General features: G+C 70.7%; 14 protein-coding genes. 6 read left to right on the top strand and 8 right to left on the bottom strand.

The window, feature by feature from the left end:
- Window positions 1-20 precede the first annotated feature (20 nt).
- From ACIPSJ_RS07950 to ACIPSJ_RS07930, 5 genes are all read left to right on the top strand, one after another.
- A complete protein-coding gene (locus ACIPSJ_RS07950) occupies window positions 21-1,388 on the top strand; it encodes a sugar ABC transporter substrate-binding protein (RefSeq protein WP_359224876.1) in 1,368 nt (455 codons plus the stop codon).
- On the top strand, window positions 1,385-2,320 hold the full coding sequence (locus ACIPSJ_RS07945) for a sugar ABC transporter permease (RefSeq protein WP_359224879.1): 936 nt from the start codon (window positions 1,385-1,387) through the stop codon (window positions 2,318-2,320). The genes ACIPSJ_RS07950 and ACIPSJ_RS07945 overlap by 4 nt, the downstream gene beginning before the upstream one ends.
- Window positions 2,317-3,162 (top strand): carbohydrate ABC transporter permease, encoded by an 846-nt coding sequence (locus tag ACIPSJ_RS07940; protein ID WP_401344355.1) that lies wholly within the window; start codon window positions 2,317-2,319, stop codon window positions 3,160-3,162. The genes ACIPSJ_RS07945 and ACIPSJ_RS07940 overlap by 4 nt, the downstream gene beginning before the upstream one ends.
- Window positions 3,159-4,148, top strand: a complete 990-nt coding sequence (locus ACIPSJ_RS07935) for a zinc-dependent alcohol dehydrogenase family protein (protein WP_401344353.1) — start codon at window positions 3,159-3,161, stop codon at window positions 4,146-4,148. Before ACIPSJ_RS07940 ends, ACIPSJ_RS07935 begins: the two co-directional genes overlap by 4 nt.
- A gap of 70 nt (window positions 4,149-4,218) precedes the next feature.
- Window positions 4,219-5,421, top strand: a complete 1,203-nt coding sequence (locus ACIPSJ_RS07930; protein ID WP_401344351.1) for a TerD family protein — start codon at window positions 4,219-4,221, stop codon at window positions 5,419-5,421.
- Window positions 5,422-5,455: 34 nt separating this feature from the next.
- Here ACIPSJ_RS07930 and ACIPSJ_RS07925 read toward each other — a convergent pair whose 3' ends face one another.
- Entirely contained in the window at window positions 5,456-6,022 is a 567-nt protein-coding gene (locus ACIPSJ_RS07925) for a helix-turn-helix domain-containing protein (RefSeq protein WP_355715154.1), read from the bottom strand.
- A gap of 152 nt (window positions 6,023-6,174) precedes the next feature.
- Here ACIPSJ_RS07925 and ACIPSJ_RS07920 point away from each other — a divergent pair, with 152 nt between their 5' ends.
- Window positions 6,175-7,629 (top strand): MFS transporter, encoded by a 1,455-nt coding sequence (locus ACIPSJ_RS07920; RefSeq protein WP_401344349.1) that lies wholly within the window; start codon window positions 6,175-6,177, stop codon window positions 7,627-7,629.
- On the opposite strand, the gene ACIPSJ_RS07915 is transcribed toward ACIPSJ_RS07920, so the two are convergent.
- The 7 genes from ACIPSJ_RS07915 to ACIPSJ_RS07885 form a co-directional block, all read right to left on the bottom strand.
- Window positions 7,630-8,499: a carbohydrate ABC transporter permease gene (locus ACIPSJ_RS07915; protein ID WP_401344347.1), complete on the bottom strand. Its 870-nt coding sequence runs from the start codon at window positions 8,497-8,499 to the stop codon at window positions 7,630-7,632.
- Complete coding sequence (locus ACIPSJ_RS07910; RefSeq protein WP_401344345.1) at window positions 8,489-9,487, bottom strand: carbohydrate ABC transporter permease; 999 nt, start codon at window positions 9,485-9,487, stop codon at window positions 8,489-8,491. The genes ACIPSJ_RS07915 and ACIPSJ_RS07910 overlap by 11 nt, the downstream gene beginning before the upstream one ends.
- Before the next feature lies 1 nt (window position 9,488).
- Window positions 9,489-10,793 carry an ABC transporter substrate-binding protein gene (locus tag ACIPSJ_RS07905; RefSeq protein WP_401344343.1) on the bottom strand — a complete coding sequence of 435 codons (1,305 nt, stop codon included), beginning with the start codon at window positions 10,791-10,793 and terminating at the stop codon, window positions 9,489-9,491.
- A 183-nt stretch (window positions 10,794-10,976) separates the two neighbouring features.
- Window positions 10,977-12,029, bottom strand: a complete 1,053-nt coding sequence (locus tag ACIPSJ_RS07900) for a LacI family DNA-binding transcriptional regulator (protein WP_401344341.1) — start codon at window positions 12,027-12,029, stop codon at window positions 10,977-10,979.
- 51 nt (window positions 12,030-12,080) lie between these two features.
- Window positions 12,081-15,368: a hypothetical protein gene (locus ACIPSJ_RS07895; RefSeq protein ID WP_401344339.1), complete on the bottom strand. Its 3,288-nt coding sequence runs from the start codon at window positions 15,366-15,368 to the stop codon at window positions 12,081-12,083.
- Window positions 15,369-15,493: 125 nt separating this feature from the next.
- Window positions 15,494-16,510: a 1-aminocyclopropane-1-carboxylate deaminase gene (locus ACIPSJ_RS07890; protein WP_401344337.1), complete on the bottom strand. Its 1,017-nt coding sequence runs from the start codon at window positions 16,508-16,510 to the stop codon at window positions 15,494-15,496.
- Between the two features lie 23 nt (window positions 16,511-16,533).
- On the bottom strand, window positions 16,534-17,190 hold the full coding sequence (locus ACIPSJ_RS07885) for a GntR family transcriptional regulator (protein ID WP_359224910.1): 657 nt from the start codon (window positions 17,188-17,190) through the stop codon (window positions 16,534-16,536).
- Between the last annotated feature and the right edge of the window lie 66 nt (window positions 17,191-17,256).

Genomic DNA, 17,256 nt, shown 5'->3' with positions numbered 1-17,256 from the left:
GATTCCTCCAGGAGCGATCCATGCGAACCCCGAGCCGACGGAGGCCGCGCGTCACCCTCGCCATGGCCGCCGCAGGGACGCTGCTCGCCCCGCTGCTCTCCGGCTGCTGGGTCGGCGCGGGCGGGTCCGGTTCCGGCGGCGACTCGATCAACGTGCTGATGGTCAACAACCCGCAGATGACCGAACTCCAGAAGCTCGCCCCGCGCTTCACCAAGGAGACCGGCATCAAGGTCAACTTCACCGTCCTGCCCGAGAACGACGTCCGCGACAAGATCAGCCAGGACTTCGCCAACCAGGCCGGCCAGTACGACGTGGCCACCCTGTCCAACTACGAGATCCCGATCTACGCCCGCAACGGCTGGCTGCACGAGATGGACTCGTACGTCGCCAAGGACCCGGGCTTCGACCAGCAGGACATCCTCCAGCCGATGCGCGAGTCGCTGACCGCGAACGACGGCAAGCTCTACGGCGAGCCCTTCTACGGCGAGTCGTCGTTCCTGATGTACCGCAAGGACGTGTTCGCGGCGAAGGGCCTGACGATGCCCGCGCACCCCACCTGGCAGCAGGTCGCCGACCTCGCCGCGAAGGTGGACGGCGCGCGGTCCGGCATGCGCGGCATCTGCCTGCGCGGGCTGCCCGGCTGGGGCGAGCTGATGGCGCCGCTGACCACGGTGGTGAACACCTTCGGCGGCACCTGGTTCGACAAGGACTGGAAGGCGCGGCTGACCGGGTCCGGCTTCGAGAAGGCGACGAAGTTCTATGTCGACCTGGTCCGCGAGCACGGCGAGTCCGGGGCCCCGCAGTCCGGCTTCGCCGAGTGCCTCAACAACATGACCCAGGGCAAGACGGCCATGTGGTACGACGCGACCTCGGCGGCCGGTCTCCTGGAGGCGAACGGCTCCCCGGTCAAGGGCAAGCTCGGCTACGTCCCCGCGCCCGTCGAGCGGACCAAGTCCGCCGGCTGGCTCTACACCTGGGCCTGGGGCATCCAGAAGGCCTCCCGCAACCCGGACAAGGCCTGGAAGTTCATCTCGTGGGCGTCGAGCAAGCAGTACGAGCAGCTGGTCGGCGAGACCAGCGGCTGGTCCAACGTCCCGGCGGGCAAGCGGGCCTCGACGTACACGAACCCCGACTACGTGAAGTCGGCCGCCGCCTTCCAGGAGATGACCAAGGAGGCCATCGAGAGCGCCCGCCCGAACGACCCCGGCGTGCAGCCGCGCCCCGCGCCCGGCATCCAGTTCGTCGACATCCCCGAGTTCACCGATCTCGGCACCAAGGTCTCCCAGGAGATCAGCTCGGCCATCGCCGGACGGCAGTCCGTCGACTCGGCCCTGAAGAAGTCCCAGCAGCTCGCCGAGAAGATCTCCAAGGAGTACGAGGGACGATGACCGCGACGACAGCCCCCTACGCAGCGACACCCGTACGCGCCTCGCGGCCGCCCTCCGCCCGTCTGCGCGCCTGGGCCACCCGGGCCCCGCTCCTGCCCGCCCTGGTCTTCATGATCGTCGTGACCCAGCTGCCGTTCGTGGCCACGGTGGTCATCTCCTTCTTCGACTGGAACGCCCTCTACCCGAAGGCCCGGCACTTCGCCGGTGTCGACAACTACCGCCAGGTCCTCACCGACGCCGACCTGCGCCACTCGGTCTGGACGACCGTGCTGCTCACCGTGACCGTGGTCCTGGTCAGCCTGGTGCTGGGCCTCGCGCTCGCCCTGCTGCTGAACAACAGATTCCGCGGCCGGGGCGTCGTCCGCACCCTGCTGATCGCCCCGTTCCTGGTGGTCCCGGTGGCCGCGGCCCTGCTCTGGAAACACGTCCTCTACAACCCCGAGTACGGCCTGCTCAACGGCCTGTTGCACTACGTCGGCGGCCCGCAGCCCGACTGGATCTCCAGCACCCCGCTGCTCGCGGTCGAGGCCGCCCTGGTGTGGCAGTGGACGCCGTTCATGATGCTGATCCTGCTCGCCGGGCTGCAGAGCCGGGACCCCGAGCAGATCGAGGCCGCGCGGGTGGACGGCGCCAACGAGTGGCAGATCTTCCGCCATCTGACACTCCCGCACCTGCGCCGCTACCTCGAACTCGGCGCCCTCCTCGGCTGCATCTACATCGTGCAGAACTTCGACGCGGTCTTCACGATCACGTCCGGCGGCCTGGGCACCGCCAACCTCCCCTACACCGTCTACCAGAGCTTCTACCAGGCCCACGAGAACGGCCTCGCCTCGGCCGCGGGCGTCCTGGTGGTCATCGGCTCGATCGTCATCGCGACCTTCGCCCTGCGCGTGGTGTCGTCCCTGTTCCGAGAGGAGGCGTCCCGCGCATGAGCAGCCTCGCCCTACGCGCCAGGAAGCACCGGGGCCTGAGCATCGGCCTGGTGGCCTGGCTGGTCGGCATCGTCTTCTTCTTCCCCATCGCCTGGATGGCGCTGACGTCCTTCCACTCCGAGGCGGACGCGGCGACCAACCCGCCCTCCTTCGGTGCCGCCCTCACCCTGGACGGCTACCGCGAGTTCTTCGGCACGGGCGGCGGCGCGAGCCCCTGGCCGGCGCTGGTCAACTCGGCGGTGGCGTCGATCGTCTCGACCCTGTTCGTCCTGGTCCTCGCCTTCCCGGCGGCCTACGCGCTGTCGATCCGGCGGGTGCGGAAGTGGACGGACGTCCTGTTCTTCTTCCTCTCCACGAAGATGCTGCCGGTCGTCGCCGGCCTGCTGCCGATCTACCTGTTCGCGAAGAACACCGGGATGCTGGACAACATCTGGTTCCTGGTCATCCTCTACACCTCCATGAACCTGCCGATCGCGGTGTGGATGATGCAGTCCTTCCTCGCCGAGGTCCCGGTCGCCGTCATCGAGGCCGCGCAGATCGACGGCGCCCGGCTGCCGACGATCCTCGCGCGCGTGGTCGCCCCGATCGCCCTGCCCGGCATCGCCGCGACCTCCCTGATCTGCTTCATCTTCAGCTGGAACGAACTGCTCTTCGCCCGAGTCCTGACGGGCGTGGTCGCCGAGACCGCCCCCGTCTTCCTGACCGGCTTCATCACCAGCCAGGGCCTGTTCCTGGCCAAGGTGTGCGCCGCGTCGCTCGTCGTCTCCCTGCCGGTGCTCGCCGCGGGGTTCGCCGCCCAGGACAAGCTGGTCCAGGGCCTGTCGTTGGGAGCCGTGAAATGAAGGCCGCCGTCATCGAGTCCGTGGGCCGTGCCGTCGTCACCGAGGTCCCGGACCCGACCCCGGGCCCCCGCGAGGTCGTCGTGGAGGTGGCCGCGTGCGGCCTGTGCGGCACCGATCTGCACATCCTCCAGGGCGAGTTCGCGCCCAAGCTGCCGATCGTGCCGGGCCACGAGTTCGCCGGCGAGGTGGTCGGCGTCGGCTCCCAGGTGACCGAGGTGGCGATCGGCGACCGGGTCGCCGTCGACCCGTCCCTGTACTGCCACGAGTGCCGCTACTGCCGTGACGGCCACAACAACCTCTGCGAGCGCTGGGCCGCGATCGGCGTGACGGTACCGGGCGGCGCCGCGCAGTACGCCGTGGCCCCCGTCGCCAACTGCGTGAAGCTCCCCGAGCACGTCCGCACCCAGGACGCGGCCCTGGTCGAGCCCCTGTCCTGCGCGGTGCGCGGCTACGACGTCCTGAGGGCGAGGCTGGGCGCGCACGTCCTGATCTACGGCTCCGGGACGATGGGCCTGATGATGCTGGAGCTGGCCAAGCGGACCGGCGCGGCGAGCGTCGACGTCGTCGACCTGAACCCGGCCCGCCTGGAGACCGCCCGCCGGCTGGGCGTCTCGGCGTCCGCCGCGAACGCGGACGAGCTGGACCGGCCGCGGGGCTGGGACGTGGTGATCGACGCCACCGGCAACGCGGCCGCCATCCAGGACGGCCTGGAGCGGGTGGCCAAGGCCGGCACCTTCCTCCAGTTCGGCGTCGCGGACTACGCGACCCGGGTGACCATCGACCCGTACCGCGTCTACAACCAGGAGATCACCATCACCGGCTCCATGGCCGTGCTGCACAGCTACGAGCGGGCGGCGGAACTCTTCGCCAACGGGGTGCTGGACCCGGACATCTTCATCAGCGACCGGCTGCCGCTCGACAGCTACCCGCAGGCCCTGGAGCAGTTCGCGGCAGGGGTGGGGCGGAAGATCGTGGTGGTGCCGTAGAAGTCTGTGGTGCCGCAGAAGTTTAAGGGAACGGTAAAGAGAGGTCGTTCGTTCACCCGGCATGACAGCTATGACCCCTGGCTCGAACATCCCTCTCTCCGCCTCCCGGGTGGCGGTGGACGTCGCCGCTCCCGTGCGGCTCGACGTGTCGGGCCTGCTGCTCACGGGCGACGGCAAGGTGCGCTCCGACGACGACTTCATCTTCTACAACCAGCCGGCGGGCGCGGGCGTGACCTACCGCTCGGGCGGTGGCACGGCGCCCGACGCGATCATCGTCGACACCGCGTCGGTCCCGCCGGGCATCGAGAAGATCGTGGTCACGGCGAGCCCGGACGCCGCGGGCCAGACCTTCCAGGGCATCGAGCCGACGGCGACGATCCGCGACGCGGCCGACGGCTCGGTGCTGGCCACCTTCACGCCTCCGCAGCTCGGCACGGAGACGGCCCTGGTGGTCGTGGAGATCTATCTGCGCAACGGCGCGTGGAAGGCCCGCGCGGTCGGCCAGGGGTACGCCGACGGTCTGGCCGGTATCGCCACCGACTTCGGCGTCACGGTGGAGGAACCGGCCGCCGTGGTCGCTCCGGCCCCCGCGGCCCAGCCCGCACCCGCACCCGCGCCCGCCGCCACCCAGCCGGTCCCGCCCGCCGCTCCCCCGGCGCCCCCGGCACCGCCCGCCCCGCCCGCCCCCGGCGCCGGGAAGATCAACCTGGACAAGGGCAGGGTCAGCCTCCAGAAGAACCAGACGGTGTCCCTGGTCAAGGGCGGCCGCCCGCTGCTCTCCCAGGTCAAGATGGGCCTGGGCTGGGAGCCGGCGTTCCGCGGCAAGGACATCGACCTGGACGCCTCGGTCATCGCCTACGGCCCGCAGCGCAACCACATCGACAGCTGCTACTTCGGCAAGCTGTCCATCCTGGGCGGCGCGATCAAGCACTCCGGCGACAACCTCACCGGTGAGGGAGGCGGCGACGACGAGGTGATCGTGGTCGACCTCGGCCGGATCCCCCCGGAGGTCACCGGCCTGGTCTTCACGGTGAACTCCTTCTCCGGCCAGAAGTTCACGGAGGTCGCCAAGGCCTACTGCCGGCTCCTGGACGCCGCGACCGGCGAGGAGCTGGCCCGCTTCGACCTCACCAACGCCGAGGCACAGACGGGCGTGATGATGGCCAAGCTCGTCCGCCAGTTCTCCGGCGAGTGGGACATGACCGCGATGGGCCAGTTCGTGAAGGCCCGCACGGTCCGCAACATGGTGAAGCCGGGGGCGGAGTCCCTCTAGAGGTATCCCGGGAGCGGGTGCGCGGCCGTGGGTGCTACGGCCGCAGCCCCTCCGTGAGCAGCGACAGATACCGCCGGATGTCCTGGCCCTCTCCGTTGGCCAGCTCCGATGCCGTGGCGAGTCCGTGCGCGAGGCGCAGCAGTTCGATCGGCTCGATGTCCGGGCGCAGGGTGCCCTCCTCCTTCGCCGCGTCCACCAGACGGGTGGCCGTGCCGCGCACCAGCCGGCCGCAGGCCGTCAGCGGGGCCGAGCTGCCGTCGGTGACCGCCGAGCCCAGCAGGGCCTTCAGACCGCGTACCTGGATGGTGGCGACGCACAGTTCGTTCAGCCACTCCATGAGCGCCGCCCCCGGCGGCAGCTCCGCGGCGAACGCGTCACCGCTGGCCGCCAGCGCCTCCATCCGGTCGGTCATCGCGGCCTCCAGCAGCGCCTGCCGGGTCGGGAAGTGCCGGTAGAGCGTGCCGGAGCCGACGCCCGCCCGTTTGGCGATGTCGTCCAGCGAGGCGTTCTCCCCATGCTCGGCGAAGGCCTCGACGGCCACCTTCAGCAAGCGCTCGTAGTTGCGCCGAGCGTCCGCGCGCATGGGCCTGACCTGCGTCATCCAGTTACTCCTTGCAAACCGGGGACTCTCTCCGTATCTTGTCGAGCACTAAACGGAGACAGTCCCCGCTTATCGCCGTGTGCTCCACGGGCAGTCGGCCTGCCCGTTCGCGCCGGGGGCGTACAGGGGGACGCACAGACCGGGAGAACCTCATGTCCGCCCCGTCCAGCCCGTCCGTATCCGCCACCCCCGCCGGTGTCCCGCCGGGCTCCCCGCATCCCGCCGGGCTCCGCTCCGCCCTCCTCGTCATCGTCGCCGCCTACATGATGGTCGGCGTCGACTCCACCGTCGTCAATGTCGCGCTGCCCGACATCCAGCGGAGCCTGGGGTTCAGCCGCACCGGCCTGTCCTGGGTGCTCAACGCCTACACCCTCGCCTTCGGCGGCCTGTTACTGCTCGGCGGGCGGGTCGGCGACATCGTCGGCCGCCGTCGTACGCTCGGCGCCGGAGCGCTGCTGTTCGCCCTGTCCTCGTTGCTCGGCGGGGTGGCCGCCGAGGGCGGCTGGCTGCTCGCGGCCCGTGCGCTGCAAGGGGTCGGCGCCGCGCTGATCGCCCCCAGCACCCTGGCCCTGATCACCACCAACTTCCCCCAGGGACCGCGCCGCCACCACGCCCTGAGCGTCTACTCCTCCATGGCCGGCATCGGCGCCTCCGTGGGTCTGGTCCTCGGCGGCATGCTCACCTCCTGGGCCTCCTGGCGCTGGGCGCTGCTCATCAACGTCCCCATCGGCATCGCCCTGTTCCTGGCCCTGCCCCGGTTCGTCGCCGAGACCCCGCGCCACGCCGGCCGCTTCGACGCGGCGGGCGCGCTGACCGGGACCGCCGGGATGACCTCGCTGGTGTACGCGTTCATCCGGGTCTCCGAGGAGGGCTGGACCGACACCCAGTCCCTGCTCGGGTTCGGCTGCGCCGTCGCACTGCTCTGCGGCTTCACCCTGATCGAGTCCCGGGCCGGGCAGCCGATCATGCCGCTGCGGCTGTTCGCCGACCGCGACCGGGCGGGCGGCTACCTCACCATCATGCTGCTGCCCGCCGGCATGTTCGGCGCCTTCTACTTCCTCACCCTCGTCTGCCAGCAGGTCCTGGCCTACAGCCCGTTGCGGGCCGGGGTCGCGTTCCTGCCCATGACCCTGGCCATGTTCACGGTGGTACGGCTGCTGCCGAAGCTGCTGGCCCGCTTCGGGGCCAAGCCGATCCTGCTGACCGGCACCACCCTGCTCGTCGCCGCCGGCGGCTGGCTGTGGCGGCTGCGGCCCGGCGACGGCTACGCCACCGGGCTGCTCGGCCCGCTGCTGTTGCTGGGCATGGGCGTCGGGCTGAGCTTCATGCCGCTCAACGCGACCATCCTCGCCCGCATCGAACCCCGCGAGGCGGGTGCCGCCGCCGGACTGATGCAGACCCTGCAGTGGCTCGGCGGCACCCTCGGACTCGCCGTCCTGGTCACGGTGTACGGCACCGCGACCCGGCACGCCACCGGCACCCCGGCGCAGGTCCTCACCCACGGCGCCGCCCGCGCCTTCGGCATCGGCGCGCTGGTCGCGGCGGTCGCGTTCCTGGTGGCGGCCTTCGTGATCACGAACCCGCGCCGGGAGCAGGCCCGGCCCTGATCACATCTTCGTCGCCCCCGCCGCCAGGTCCCGCAGGAACTGCCGGGCCCCGATCAGGAACACCACGATCAGCGGGAGCACGCTCATCAGCGCGCCCGCCATCACCACCGCGTAGTCGGTGTTGTAGGCGACGTTGAGGTTGGCGAGGGCGACCTGGAGGGTGACCTTGTCGGGGTTGACCATGACGACCAGCGGCCAGATGTAGTCGTTCCAGAGGCTGATGAAGGTGAAGATGCCGAGGAACGCGAGCGCGGGCCGGAACAGCGGCAGCGCCACCTGCCAGTACAGGCGGAAGAAACCGGCCCCGTCGATGCGTCCGGCGTCGAGGAGTTCGTCGGGCAGGGAGTTCTGCGCGTACTGGCGCATCCAGAAGATGCCGAACGCGTTGGCCGCCCCCGGGACGATCAGCGCCTTCAGGGTGCCGGCCCAGCCGAAGTGGGCCATGGTGACGAACTGCGGGACCAGCGAGAGCTGCGCCGGGATCATGTAGGTGGCCAGCAGGATCCCGAACAGGATCTTCCGGCCCGGGAAGGCGTACTTGGCGAACGCGAAGGCGGCCAGGGAGTCGAAGAACAGCACCAGCAGGGTGCCGACGGTGGCCACGACGACCGTGTTGAAGAGCGAGGTGAAGAAGTCGATCCGGTGGATCACCTCCCGCATGTTGTGCAGGAGCTGGTCGCCCGGCAGCAGCCGGGGCGGGTAGGCCAGGATGTCCTGGGTGGTGACGGAGGCCATCACCACCAGCCAGTAGAACGGGAACAGCGAGACCAGCACCCCGAGGAGCAGGGCGATCCGGACGGCGATCCGGGTGCTCCTGCTCCCGGCCCCGATGGCGAGCCCCGCGTTCGAGGCGGTGCGTTCAGCGGCCACGGCCGGTCTCCTTCCCGAGCGGGATGCCGGGGCGGTCGTCGCGGCCGGAGCCGGACACCAGCCGCCAGTTGATGATCGCGAACAGCGCGATGACCGCGAAGAGCAGCCAGCCCATCGCCGCCCCGTAGCCGAACTGGAGGTCGTTGAAGGACTTCTGCCAGAGGTAGAGCACGATCGTCATGCCTTCCTGGCCGGGACCGCCGGCGGTGCCCGGGTCGTCCGAGTAGAAGAGCACCTGCGGCTCGGTGAAGATCTGCAGGCCGTTGATGGTGGACGTGATGACGGCGAACAGGATCACCGGCCGCAGCTGCGGCACGATCACCCGGAAGAGCAGCTGCCTGCTGTTCGCCCCGTCCACCCGGGCGGCCTCGAACAGCTCGGTGGGGATGGCCTGAAGACCGGCCAGGAAGATCAGCGCGTTGTACCCCACCCACCGCCAGATGATCATGAGGGCGATCGCCGACTTGATGCCCAGCGCCGAGGTCAGCCAGCTGACACCGTCCACCCCGACCGCCTTGAGCAGCGAGTTGGCCAGGCCCGCCTGGGCGAAGACCGAGCCGAAGACGATCGTCATCGCGACCATCGAGGTGACGTTCGGGATGAAGTACGCCACCCGCCAGGCCGCGGAGAACCGGGTCTGCGAGTGCAGCAGGAAGGCGAGGACCAGCGCCAGGAACAGCATCGGCACCGTGGACAGGAACCAGATCTCGAAGGTGTTCAGCAGCGCGTGCCAGAACACCGAGTCGTGCAGCAGCCAGTAGTACTGCCGGAAGCCCACGAACTTCATGTCCCCGATCCCGTCCCAGTCCTGGAAGGACAGGTACAGCGAGAAGCCCACCGGGAACGCGCCGAAGACGGCGAAGAGCACGTAGTACGGCGAGATGGCGGCGTACGACGGCAGGTGGCGCCGCCAGCGACCGCGCGGGGCCGGTGCGCGGACCGGCTCCGTGACGTCCGCCGCCGACGATGTCTGTGCCACTGCGGCCATGTCAGCTCACCCCCCGCTGGGCGAGCGCGGTCCGGGACGCGTCCATGGCGTCACGCCACGCCTTGTCGGGGTTCTTGCCGAGCGTCTCCACGTTCGTGAGCTCCTGGTAGACAGGGGTGTTCGCGGTGTTCTCGTAGGCGCTGAAGAAGATGACCGGGGCCTTCTCGGCGGCCGGTCCGAAGACGTCGACGGGGATCTGGCCGCCGAAGAAGGGATCGGGCTTGCGCATCGCGGGCCGGTCGTAGGCGGCCGGGGTGGTCGGGAACAGCGCCATCTCCTGATAGCTCTTCAGCTGGTTCGCGGGGCCGAGCATCCACTTGAGGAAGGCGAACGCGCCTTCCGGGTCCCGGCAGTAGCGGGTGATGCCGACGTACGAGCCGCCGTAGTTCGCCGGGCCGCCCGGCATCGTGGTGAGCCGCCACTTCCCCGCGGTCTTGGGGGCGGTGTCCTTGAGGCCGTTGATGTACCAGACGGCGGTGTTCATCGAGGCGATCCGGCCGCCGCCGAGCGCGGAGTTGAAGTCGGGCGTGCCGTCCAGCACACGGGCGCTCAGTCCCTGCCGGTAGGTCTCCACGGCCAGGTCCCAGGCCCGCTTGACGTGTTCCTGGTCGCCGATGAAGTGGTTGTCGGCGTCCACGAACTGCTTGGGGCTCTGGTACAGCGCCATCCGGAAGACGTACGCGATCTGCGAGATCAGGTACGGCTTGCCGGGCGCCTTCGCCTTGAGGGTCTTGCCGACGTCGAGGTACTTCTCCCAGGTCGAGGTGGCCTCGGCCACCTCGGCGGGCTCGGTGGGCAGTCCGGCCGCCTCGAAGAGGTCGCGGCGGTAGTAGAGCGCGGTCGGGCCGGCGTCGAGGGGGAAGCCGATCATCCGGCCGGACGGGCTGACGCAGCTCTTCCACTTCCAGGCCAGGTACTCGTCCTCGACCGCGTCCGCGCCGAGGTCCCTCAGGTCGAGGAACTCGTTCTCGTCCGGGAAGTAGTCCCCGATCGGGGAGTTCAGGCAGGCCAGGTCCGGCACGTAGGCGCGGGCCGCCATCACCGTGCGCAGCCTGCCCCGGTAGTCGCCGGCGATCGGCGCGCCCTTCACCTTGAGGCCGGAGACCCCGGGAACCCCTCTGGCGGAGGTGGCGAGCAGCTTGTCGCTCAGCGAGCCGTTCCAGTACCAGATGGTGAGGTGGTCGGTGCCCGCGGAGATCGAGCCGCTGCCCGTCCCGCATCCCGACAGCCCCAGCAGCGCGGCACCCGCGCCGCCCAGGGAGGCCCCCAGCAGCCGCCTGCGGGAGATCGTTCGGTGTGGTGCCATGGGCGCGCACCCGCCTTTCCGGAGCAAGGGGAGGACAACGATGTCGAAGGCCCCGTGAACGTTCACGTGAACGTTGCCGACGAGTATTGGGCTGGCCGAAAAGACCAGTCAAGAGACGTGCAAGCGCTATCTGTTGACGTGGTGTCAGAGCTGTTCGGGACCGCCGGGATCCGGTACGACGGCTCAGGCCGAGGCCCGCACCACCAGTTCGGGGATCACCCAGGCGTCCGCGCCGGTCAGCGGCTCCTCGCCGGCCCGCAGCCGGGCGACCTGCTCGACGGCCAGCCGGCCGAGGCGGCGCTTGTCGATGTGCAGGGTGGTGAGCGCGGGCTCCACCAGTTCGCCGAGCGAGAGCCCGTCGAAGCCGAGCACGGCCAGGTCGTCCGGCACCCGCAGCCCCCGGCTCCGGGCGGTCCGGATCGCGCCGATGGCGATCAGGTCGTTGAAGCCGACGACGGCGGTCACCTCGGGGTGCGCCGACAGCAGTCGGGCCATGGCGATCTCGCCGCCCGCCACGCTGTGCTCGGGGCAGAGCACGATCCACCCCTGGTCGACCGGCAGCCCGTGCCGCCGGGCCTCGTCGAGGAAGGCCGCCCGGCGCGGGCCTGGAGCGGAGAGGCCATCGCCGTCCAGCAGCCCGATCCGGCGGTGCCCGGCCGCGACCAGATGGGCGACGCCCCGCTCCATACCGACGGCGACATCGATGCCGACGGCGCCGAACCGGGTCTGCTGCGGGCCGCGTTCGAGCAGCACGAGCGGCACTCCGCCGAGCAGCCGCGCGAGTTCCGCGTCCTCGTTCTTGAAGTAGCCGACGACCGCGTCCGCCTGGTGCGAGAGCACGTCGAGGGCCTCGCGCTCACGGTCCACGTCGGTACGGGAGTCCCACACCACGACCTGCCAGCCGCGCTGCTCGGCCGCCTCCAGCACCCCGGCGGCCACCTCGGGGAAGAACGGGTTCATCAGGTCCGGGATCACCAGACCGGTGGTCACCGCCCCCTTGCGCACCATCCCCCGGGCGAACCGGCTCGGCCGGTAGTCCAGCAGCCGCGCCGCCTCCAGCACGCGTTCCTTGGTGACCGGGTCGATCTCACCCTTGTCGTTGACCGCACGGGAGACGGTCTGCCGGGAGACGCCGGCGAGGCGGGCGACGTCGTGGATCGTGGCCCGGCGCCGGGGGCCGTCCGGCCGCCCGACGCGTGAGTCCTGTTGGTGATCGTCCGCCCGCACGGTGTGCACTGTATCGTCGGCGGGCCCGGACCCGATCGCCGCGTGCCACGGCGGCGACGGTCACGGCCGCGCGACGTTCCAGAACTTGGCCGTCCCGTCCTGACCGCTGGCGGTGACCAGGGTGCGGTCGTCGGCGCTGAACGCGGCGCTGTCGACCGGAGCGCGATGCCCCTGCGTCGGTTTCCCCACGGCTCTGCCGGTGGCCACATCGATGACGATCACATCGTTCGACACCGGGTCGTCGGTGGCGAAGAGTCGCCCGTCCTGGCTGAAGGTCAGTGCCCTGTTGCCCGCGATATCCGCGTAACTGATCTTCCTGCCCGACCGAATATTCCAGAAGGTGTATGTTCCCGATCCGGCCAGAGCGATGACCCGACCGCTTCGATCGATCTTCGTCTCACTCTCCTCGCCGAATGCCGCCGTCTTCAGCAGCTTCCCCGACGTCGTGTCCCATACTTGCCATCCGGCATGCCCGGCGTTCCAGGCGGTGTCCGTCACGGTCGTGAGCGCGTGCCCGCCCGCTTCGAACGCGAGGTCCTGCACGACGCAGTGCGTATGCAGGGTGATCCGGACCTTTCCGGTCTCGGCGTTCAGCACCTTCACCTCGCACGAGTCGTTGAACGTGGCCGCCAGGGTCCGGCCGTCGGCACTGAATTCGAGGAGATCCAGACCCTGCTCCAGCAACTTCTCGACACGGACGGTGCTGACGACACGGGCGGACCTGGTGTTCCACACCTTGATGATCGAGTTCCCGTGGTAGTCGTTCCGGGCGGTGGCCAGTTCCCGACCGTCGGCGCTGATGGTCATGCTGTCCACCCAACCGGTCGGCAGGGTCGTGAGCGCCTTTCTGTGCCTGAGGTCCCACAGCCGCGTCTGCCCGGTACTTCCGTGCACGCCCGCCAGAACGGTGCCGTCGGCACTGATGTCGATCCCCCCGGGATGACGGATGAGCAGCGTCGCCCGGGACGTGTCCACCGGCATGCGGTGGACCAACAGGCTCCCCGCCGACGCGAGTACGGCGGCGGTGGCCGCGACGGCGATCGCGGCGTTGCGCGCCCTCCTCGGCGTGCGGGCCGGGTACGGCTGCTCCACCAGCCGTTCCTGCAGCCGGGCATGGCGGAACTGAAAGGTTCCCCCGGACTGCCGGAGGATCTCCCGGGCCCTGGCGTCCGTGAGAAAGCGCATCGACCGCCACGGCAGCCGGCCGCGAACGGCCAGGACGAAGGTGGTGAGCGCGAACCGGGGCCACGGCCTGGGCAGACAGGTGAGCAGCGCGACGGTGCTTCCCACGAGGCCCGCGATGGTGGCCGCGGTCAGATCCTCGGGCCGGTTCCCCGGCACGATGTCGAGGGCGTAGGAGACGAGTTGAGCCAGGCTCGGCTCCCCCGACCACCCGGTGAGGGCCGCGTTCATCAGGTATCCCGCGACCAGCCCGGCGATGACGGCGGGAAAGGCCAGCAGGGCCGTGATGACGCCCGCCGCCAGTGCGCCGACCAGCGCGGCACGGCGGTCCTCGCGCAACAGGGCGACCGGGTCGGCGTGCGCGGAGCGCACCGGGGCCGCGTCCAGCCAGCTCTGCATCGCGAGACCGAGGCTCACGGTCAGGCAGAGCATCGCTCCCACTGCCACGACCGTGCAGTAGTGGCGGGTCGAGGAGTAGGACCAGCCGCCGCCGACGGAGATCCCGACGGCCGCGGCCACCACGGCGGTCAGGCCCGGCACGCCGGTGACCATCAGGCCGTACCACAGGCCCCGCCGCAGGCGGGACAGAGAACCTCGCGGGGTCAAGGCGAGCCGCCCGGGCCGGCGCGTCGCTCCGGCGTACCAGGTGATGATCACGACGACCCCGGTGCCGGCGCCCGCGAACGCCCCGACGGTGACAGGTCCGGGAGCACCCGGAAGGTTGGCGGTGTCGGGGAACCCGGCCCACAGCAGCCAGGCCGTGACCACGGTCATGACCGGTACCGCCACGGCGAGCCCGAGGGCGGGCACCGTCCAGGTCGAGAAGGCCCGCCCCGGCAGCAGCCACCAGGCGAAGTCGCGTTCCCGCCGGCGGTGCAGATGGCGGGCGAGGTACGTCAGCCAGCGCAGGGCGTCCGAGGTGTCGGGGGCGTGCCGGGCCAGGGCCAGTGGTGCTCCGGACGGGAGCCGGTCGGGTGCGTAGGCCGCCCGGACCAGTTGCCCGAGCAGATGGTCCTCCACGGCGTGCCGGGAGCGGAACATGCTCTGATCGAGGAGCTCCGCCGGGTCACCGCCGAGCCGCTCATGGACCACGCGGGCCAGGGAGATCATCAGCGGCGTGGTCAGAGCGGTCGCCACCGGGCTGTCGGACACCGTACGCAGGTGCGCGTAGACAGGGCTCCAGTCCGTTCCCGGGGGCCAGTGCACGTCGGAGAGATAGGTGATGGCCGCCTCCGCGGGGACCCGGGCCACTTCCACCACCGGGGCGCGCCGCAGCGTGTGCAGTTCCGCGGCCGGTGTCGGTGACCCCGCTGTGATCACGTCCTCGTACTCGGCGGAGCGGCAGGTCACGACGACGGGACGATCCTGCCCGACGGCGTGGTCGATGGCCTTCACCGCGCTGCGGCGGGCTTCCTCGGAGATCTCGTCCAGTCCGTCGACGATCGGCAGCAGCAGCCCTCGGGCCAGCAGCAGCCGTGGCACCTCGCGCTGGCCCCGGTAGTACAGCGCGGCCACCGTCCGTACGATCCAGTCGTCCAGGGGCTCGCTGACGGGATCCCAGCCGGAGGGTGCCAGCAGCACCGGAACCGGTTCTCCCGGCCCACGGACGTCGAGCAGCCCCAGCGTCAGCAGCAGGGCGAGCACGGTCTTGCCGGCGCCCGGTTCGCCGAGGACGACCAGGCGTCCGCTGGGCACCTGGCGGTACGCCGCGGCCAATGCCTCGGCGCTCTCGTCCAGGGTGCCGGTCAGCCGGCCGTCCAGCCGCAGACGCAGCACAAGGGGTGATCCCGGAGGCTGTCCGACGATGTTGTGCGGAGCGTCGCTGACCGCCCGCCCGGTGGCCGCCCATGCCAGGGGGAGCACGCCGGCCCGGCGCAGGCCGCGTGCGACGGCCTCCTCGCGCCAGCTGTCCTGGACGGTCCGTGCCAGGTCGTCGGCGAGCTGGTCGGGGGCGAGGGGAGCGGAGCCGGTCGCGCCGAGGCCGTCCGCCAGGGTGAGTATCAGCCCGCCGAGCGTGAGGAAGAGGCCCAGGACACCGGCCCATGCGCTGGCGGTGGACAGATCTTCCAGCGCCAGCCAGAGCACGGACACGACGAAGGCGACCGACAGCACGGCGAGCAGGACGAGACGTACGCTCCGGCGCTGCCTGGTGGAGAGCGGCGGCATCCCTTTACGTTAGGCAATCGGCCGGTTCGGCTCTGTTGATTGGAAGAAGAGCGGAGTACGAGAAATGGTCGGGCAGGGGCATGATGAGCCCGTCCGTCTTCCGCCGACGATGTCGCGGTCCCGGCCTAGAACAGGGCGCTGTACGCGTTCAGCGCCGGCTGGCCGCCGAGGTGGGCGTAGAGGACCGTGGAGTCGGGGGCGATCTCGCCCCGTTCGACGAGGTCGATCATCCCCGCCATCGACTTCCCCTCGTACACCGGGTCCGTCACCATGCCCTCGGTGCGGGCCGCGAGGCGCATCGCCGCCAGGGTGGCGTCGTCCGGGATGCCGTAGACGCCCGCGTGGTAGCGCTCGTCGAGTTCGACGTCGTCGACGGTCAACTCCCGCTCGACGCCTATGAGTCGGCCGGTGCGGTGGGCGATGCGGGCGATCTGTTCGCGGGTCTCGGTGGGCTTGGCCGAGGCGTCGATGCCGATGACGCGGCGCTCACGGCCGCCCGCCTGCTCCAGCGCGGCGAACCCGGCGACCATGCCGGCCTGGGTCGACCCGGTCACCGAGCAGACGATCACGGTGTCGAAGAAGACGTCCGACTGCCGTTCCTGCTCGGCGACTTCATAGGCCCAGCCCGCGAAACCGAGGCCGCCGAGCGGGTGGTCGGAGGCGCCGGCCGGGATGGCGTACGGCTTGCCGCCGGACTCCTCGACCTCGCGCAGCGCCAGTTCCCAGCTCTCCTTGAACCCGATCCCGAACCCGGCCCGGACCAGCCGTACGTCGGCTCCCGCCAGCCTGCTGATGAGGATGTTGCCGACCTTGTCGTAGACGGAGTCCGGCCACTCCACCCAGCTCTCCTGGACCAGGACGCACTTGAGCCCGGCGCGGGCGGCGACGGCGGCCACCTGGCGGGTGTGGTTGGACTGCACCCCGCCGATGGAGACGAGGGTGTCGCAGCCCTTGGCGAGCGCGTCCGCGACCAGGTACTCCAGCTTGCGCGTCTTGTTCCCGCCGTACGCGATCCCGGAGTTGCAGTCCTCCCGCTTGGCCCACAGCGCCGCGCCGCCGAGGTGGGCGGTGAGGCGCTCCAGGGGGTGCACCGGCGAGGGGCCGAAGAGGAGCGGGTAACGGTCGTACGAGGAAAGGGACATGGGGGGCCTCCTGGAGGGGCGGTTCAGTCGGTGGTGTCGTCGTCGGCCAGGTCGGCGAGGGTGCGCCAGATCTCCGCGGTGACCCGGACCGCCGCCTCCGTGTCACCGGCCGCGCAGGCCCTGATCAGCCCCTCGTGCAGCCCGGCCGAGCGGCAGGAGCCGCCCTCGCCGAAGCGGCGGCGCTCCAGGCGGCGGATGAGCGGGGTGTAGCGGGCGACGGTGGCGGCGGCCGCGCGGTTGCCCGCCACGCGGACCAGGACGTCGTGCAGTTCGTCGTCGGCGCGCAGCGCCTCGTCCACGTCACCGTCCTGTACGGCGCCGGCGAACCGCACGTTGGCCGCGCGCATCTCGTCCAGGTCCGCGTCCCGGAGCCGGGGCACGGCGGCCCGGGTGGCCAGTTCGTGCATGGCGCCGACCACGGCCGCCGCGTCCCGCACCTCGGCGGCCACCACCGGGGTGACCCGGGTGTAGCTCTGCGGCTTGCTCTCCAGCAGCCCCTCGTCGACGAGCCGCGCGAACGCCTCCCGCACCGGCGCCCGGGACAGCCCGAGCCGCTCCGCGAACTCGGCGTCACGCACCACCGCGCCGGGTTCGATCTCCCCGGCGACGATGGCGTCCCGGATCGCGGTGTAGGCGCGGTCGCGGAGCAGGGTGCGGGGCAGGGGTCGTAGGGCCTCCATGAACTGAAATGTTAGATATCAGTGGCGTGGCAGGCAAGAGGGCGCGGCAGGGCGGGCATGGGTGTG

The sequence above is a fragment of the Streptomyces sp. NPDC090088 genome (assembly GCF_044747345.1).
Lineage (GTDB): Bacteria > Actinomycetota > Actinomycetes > Streptomycetales > Streptomycetaceae > Streptomyces.
The sequence above is the reverse complement of the archived record's forward strand: the minus strand, read 5'-3'. Positions and strand labels throughout refer to the sequence as shown.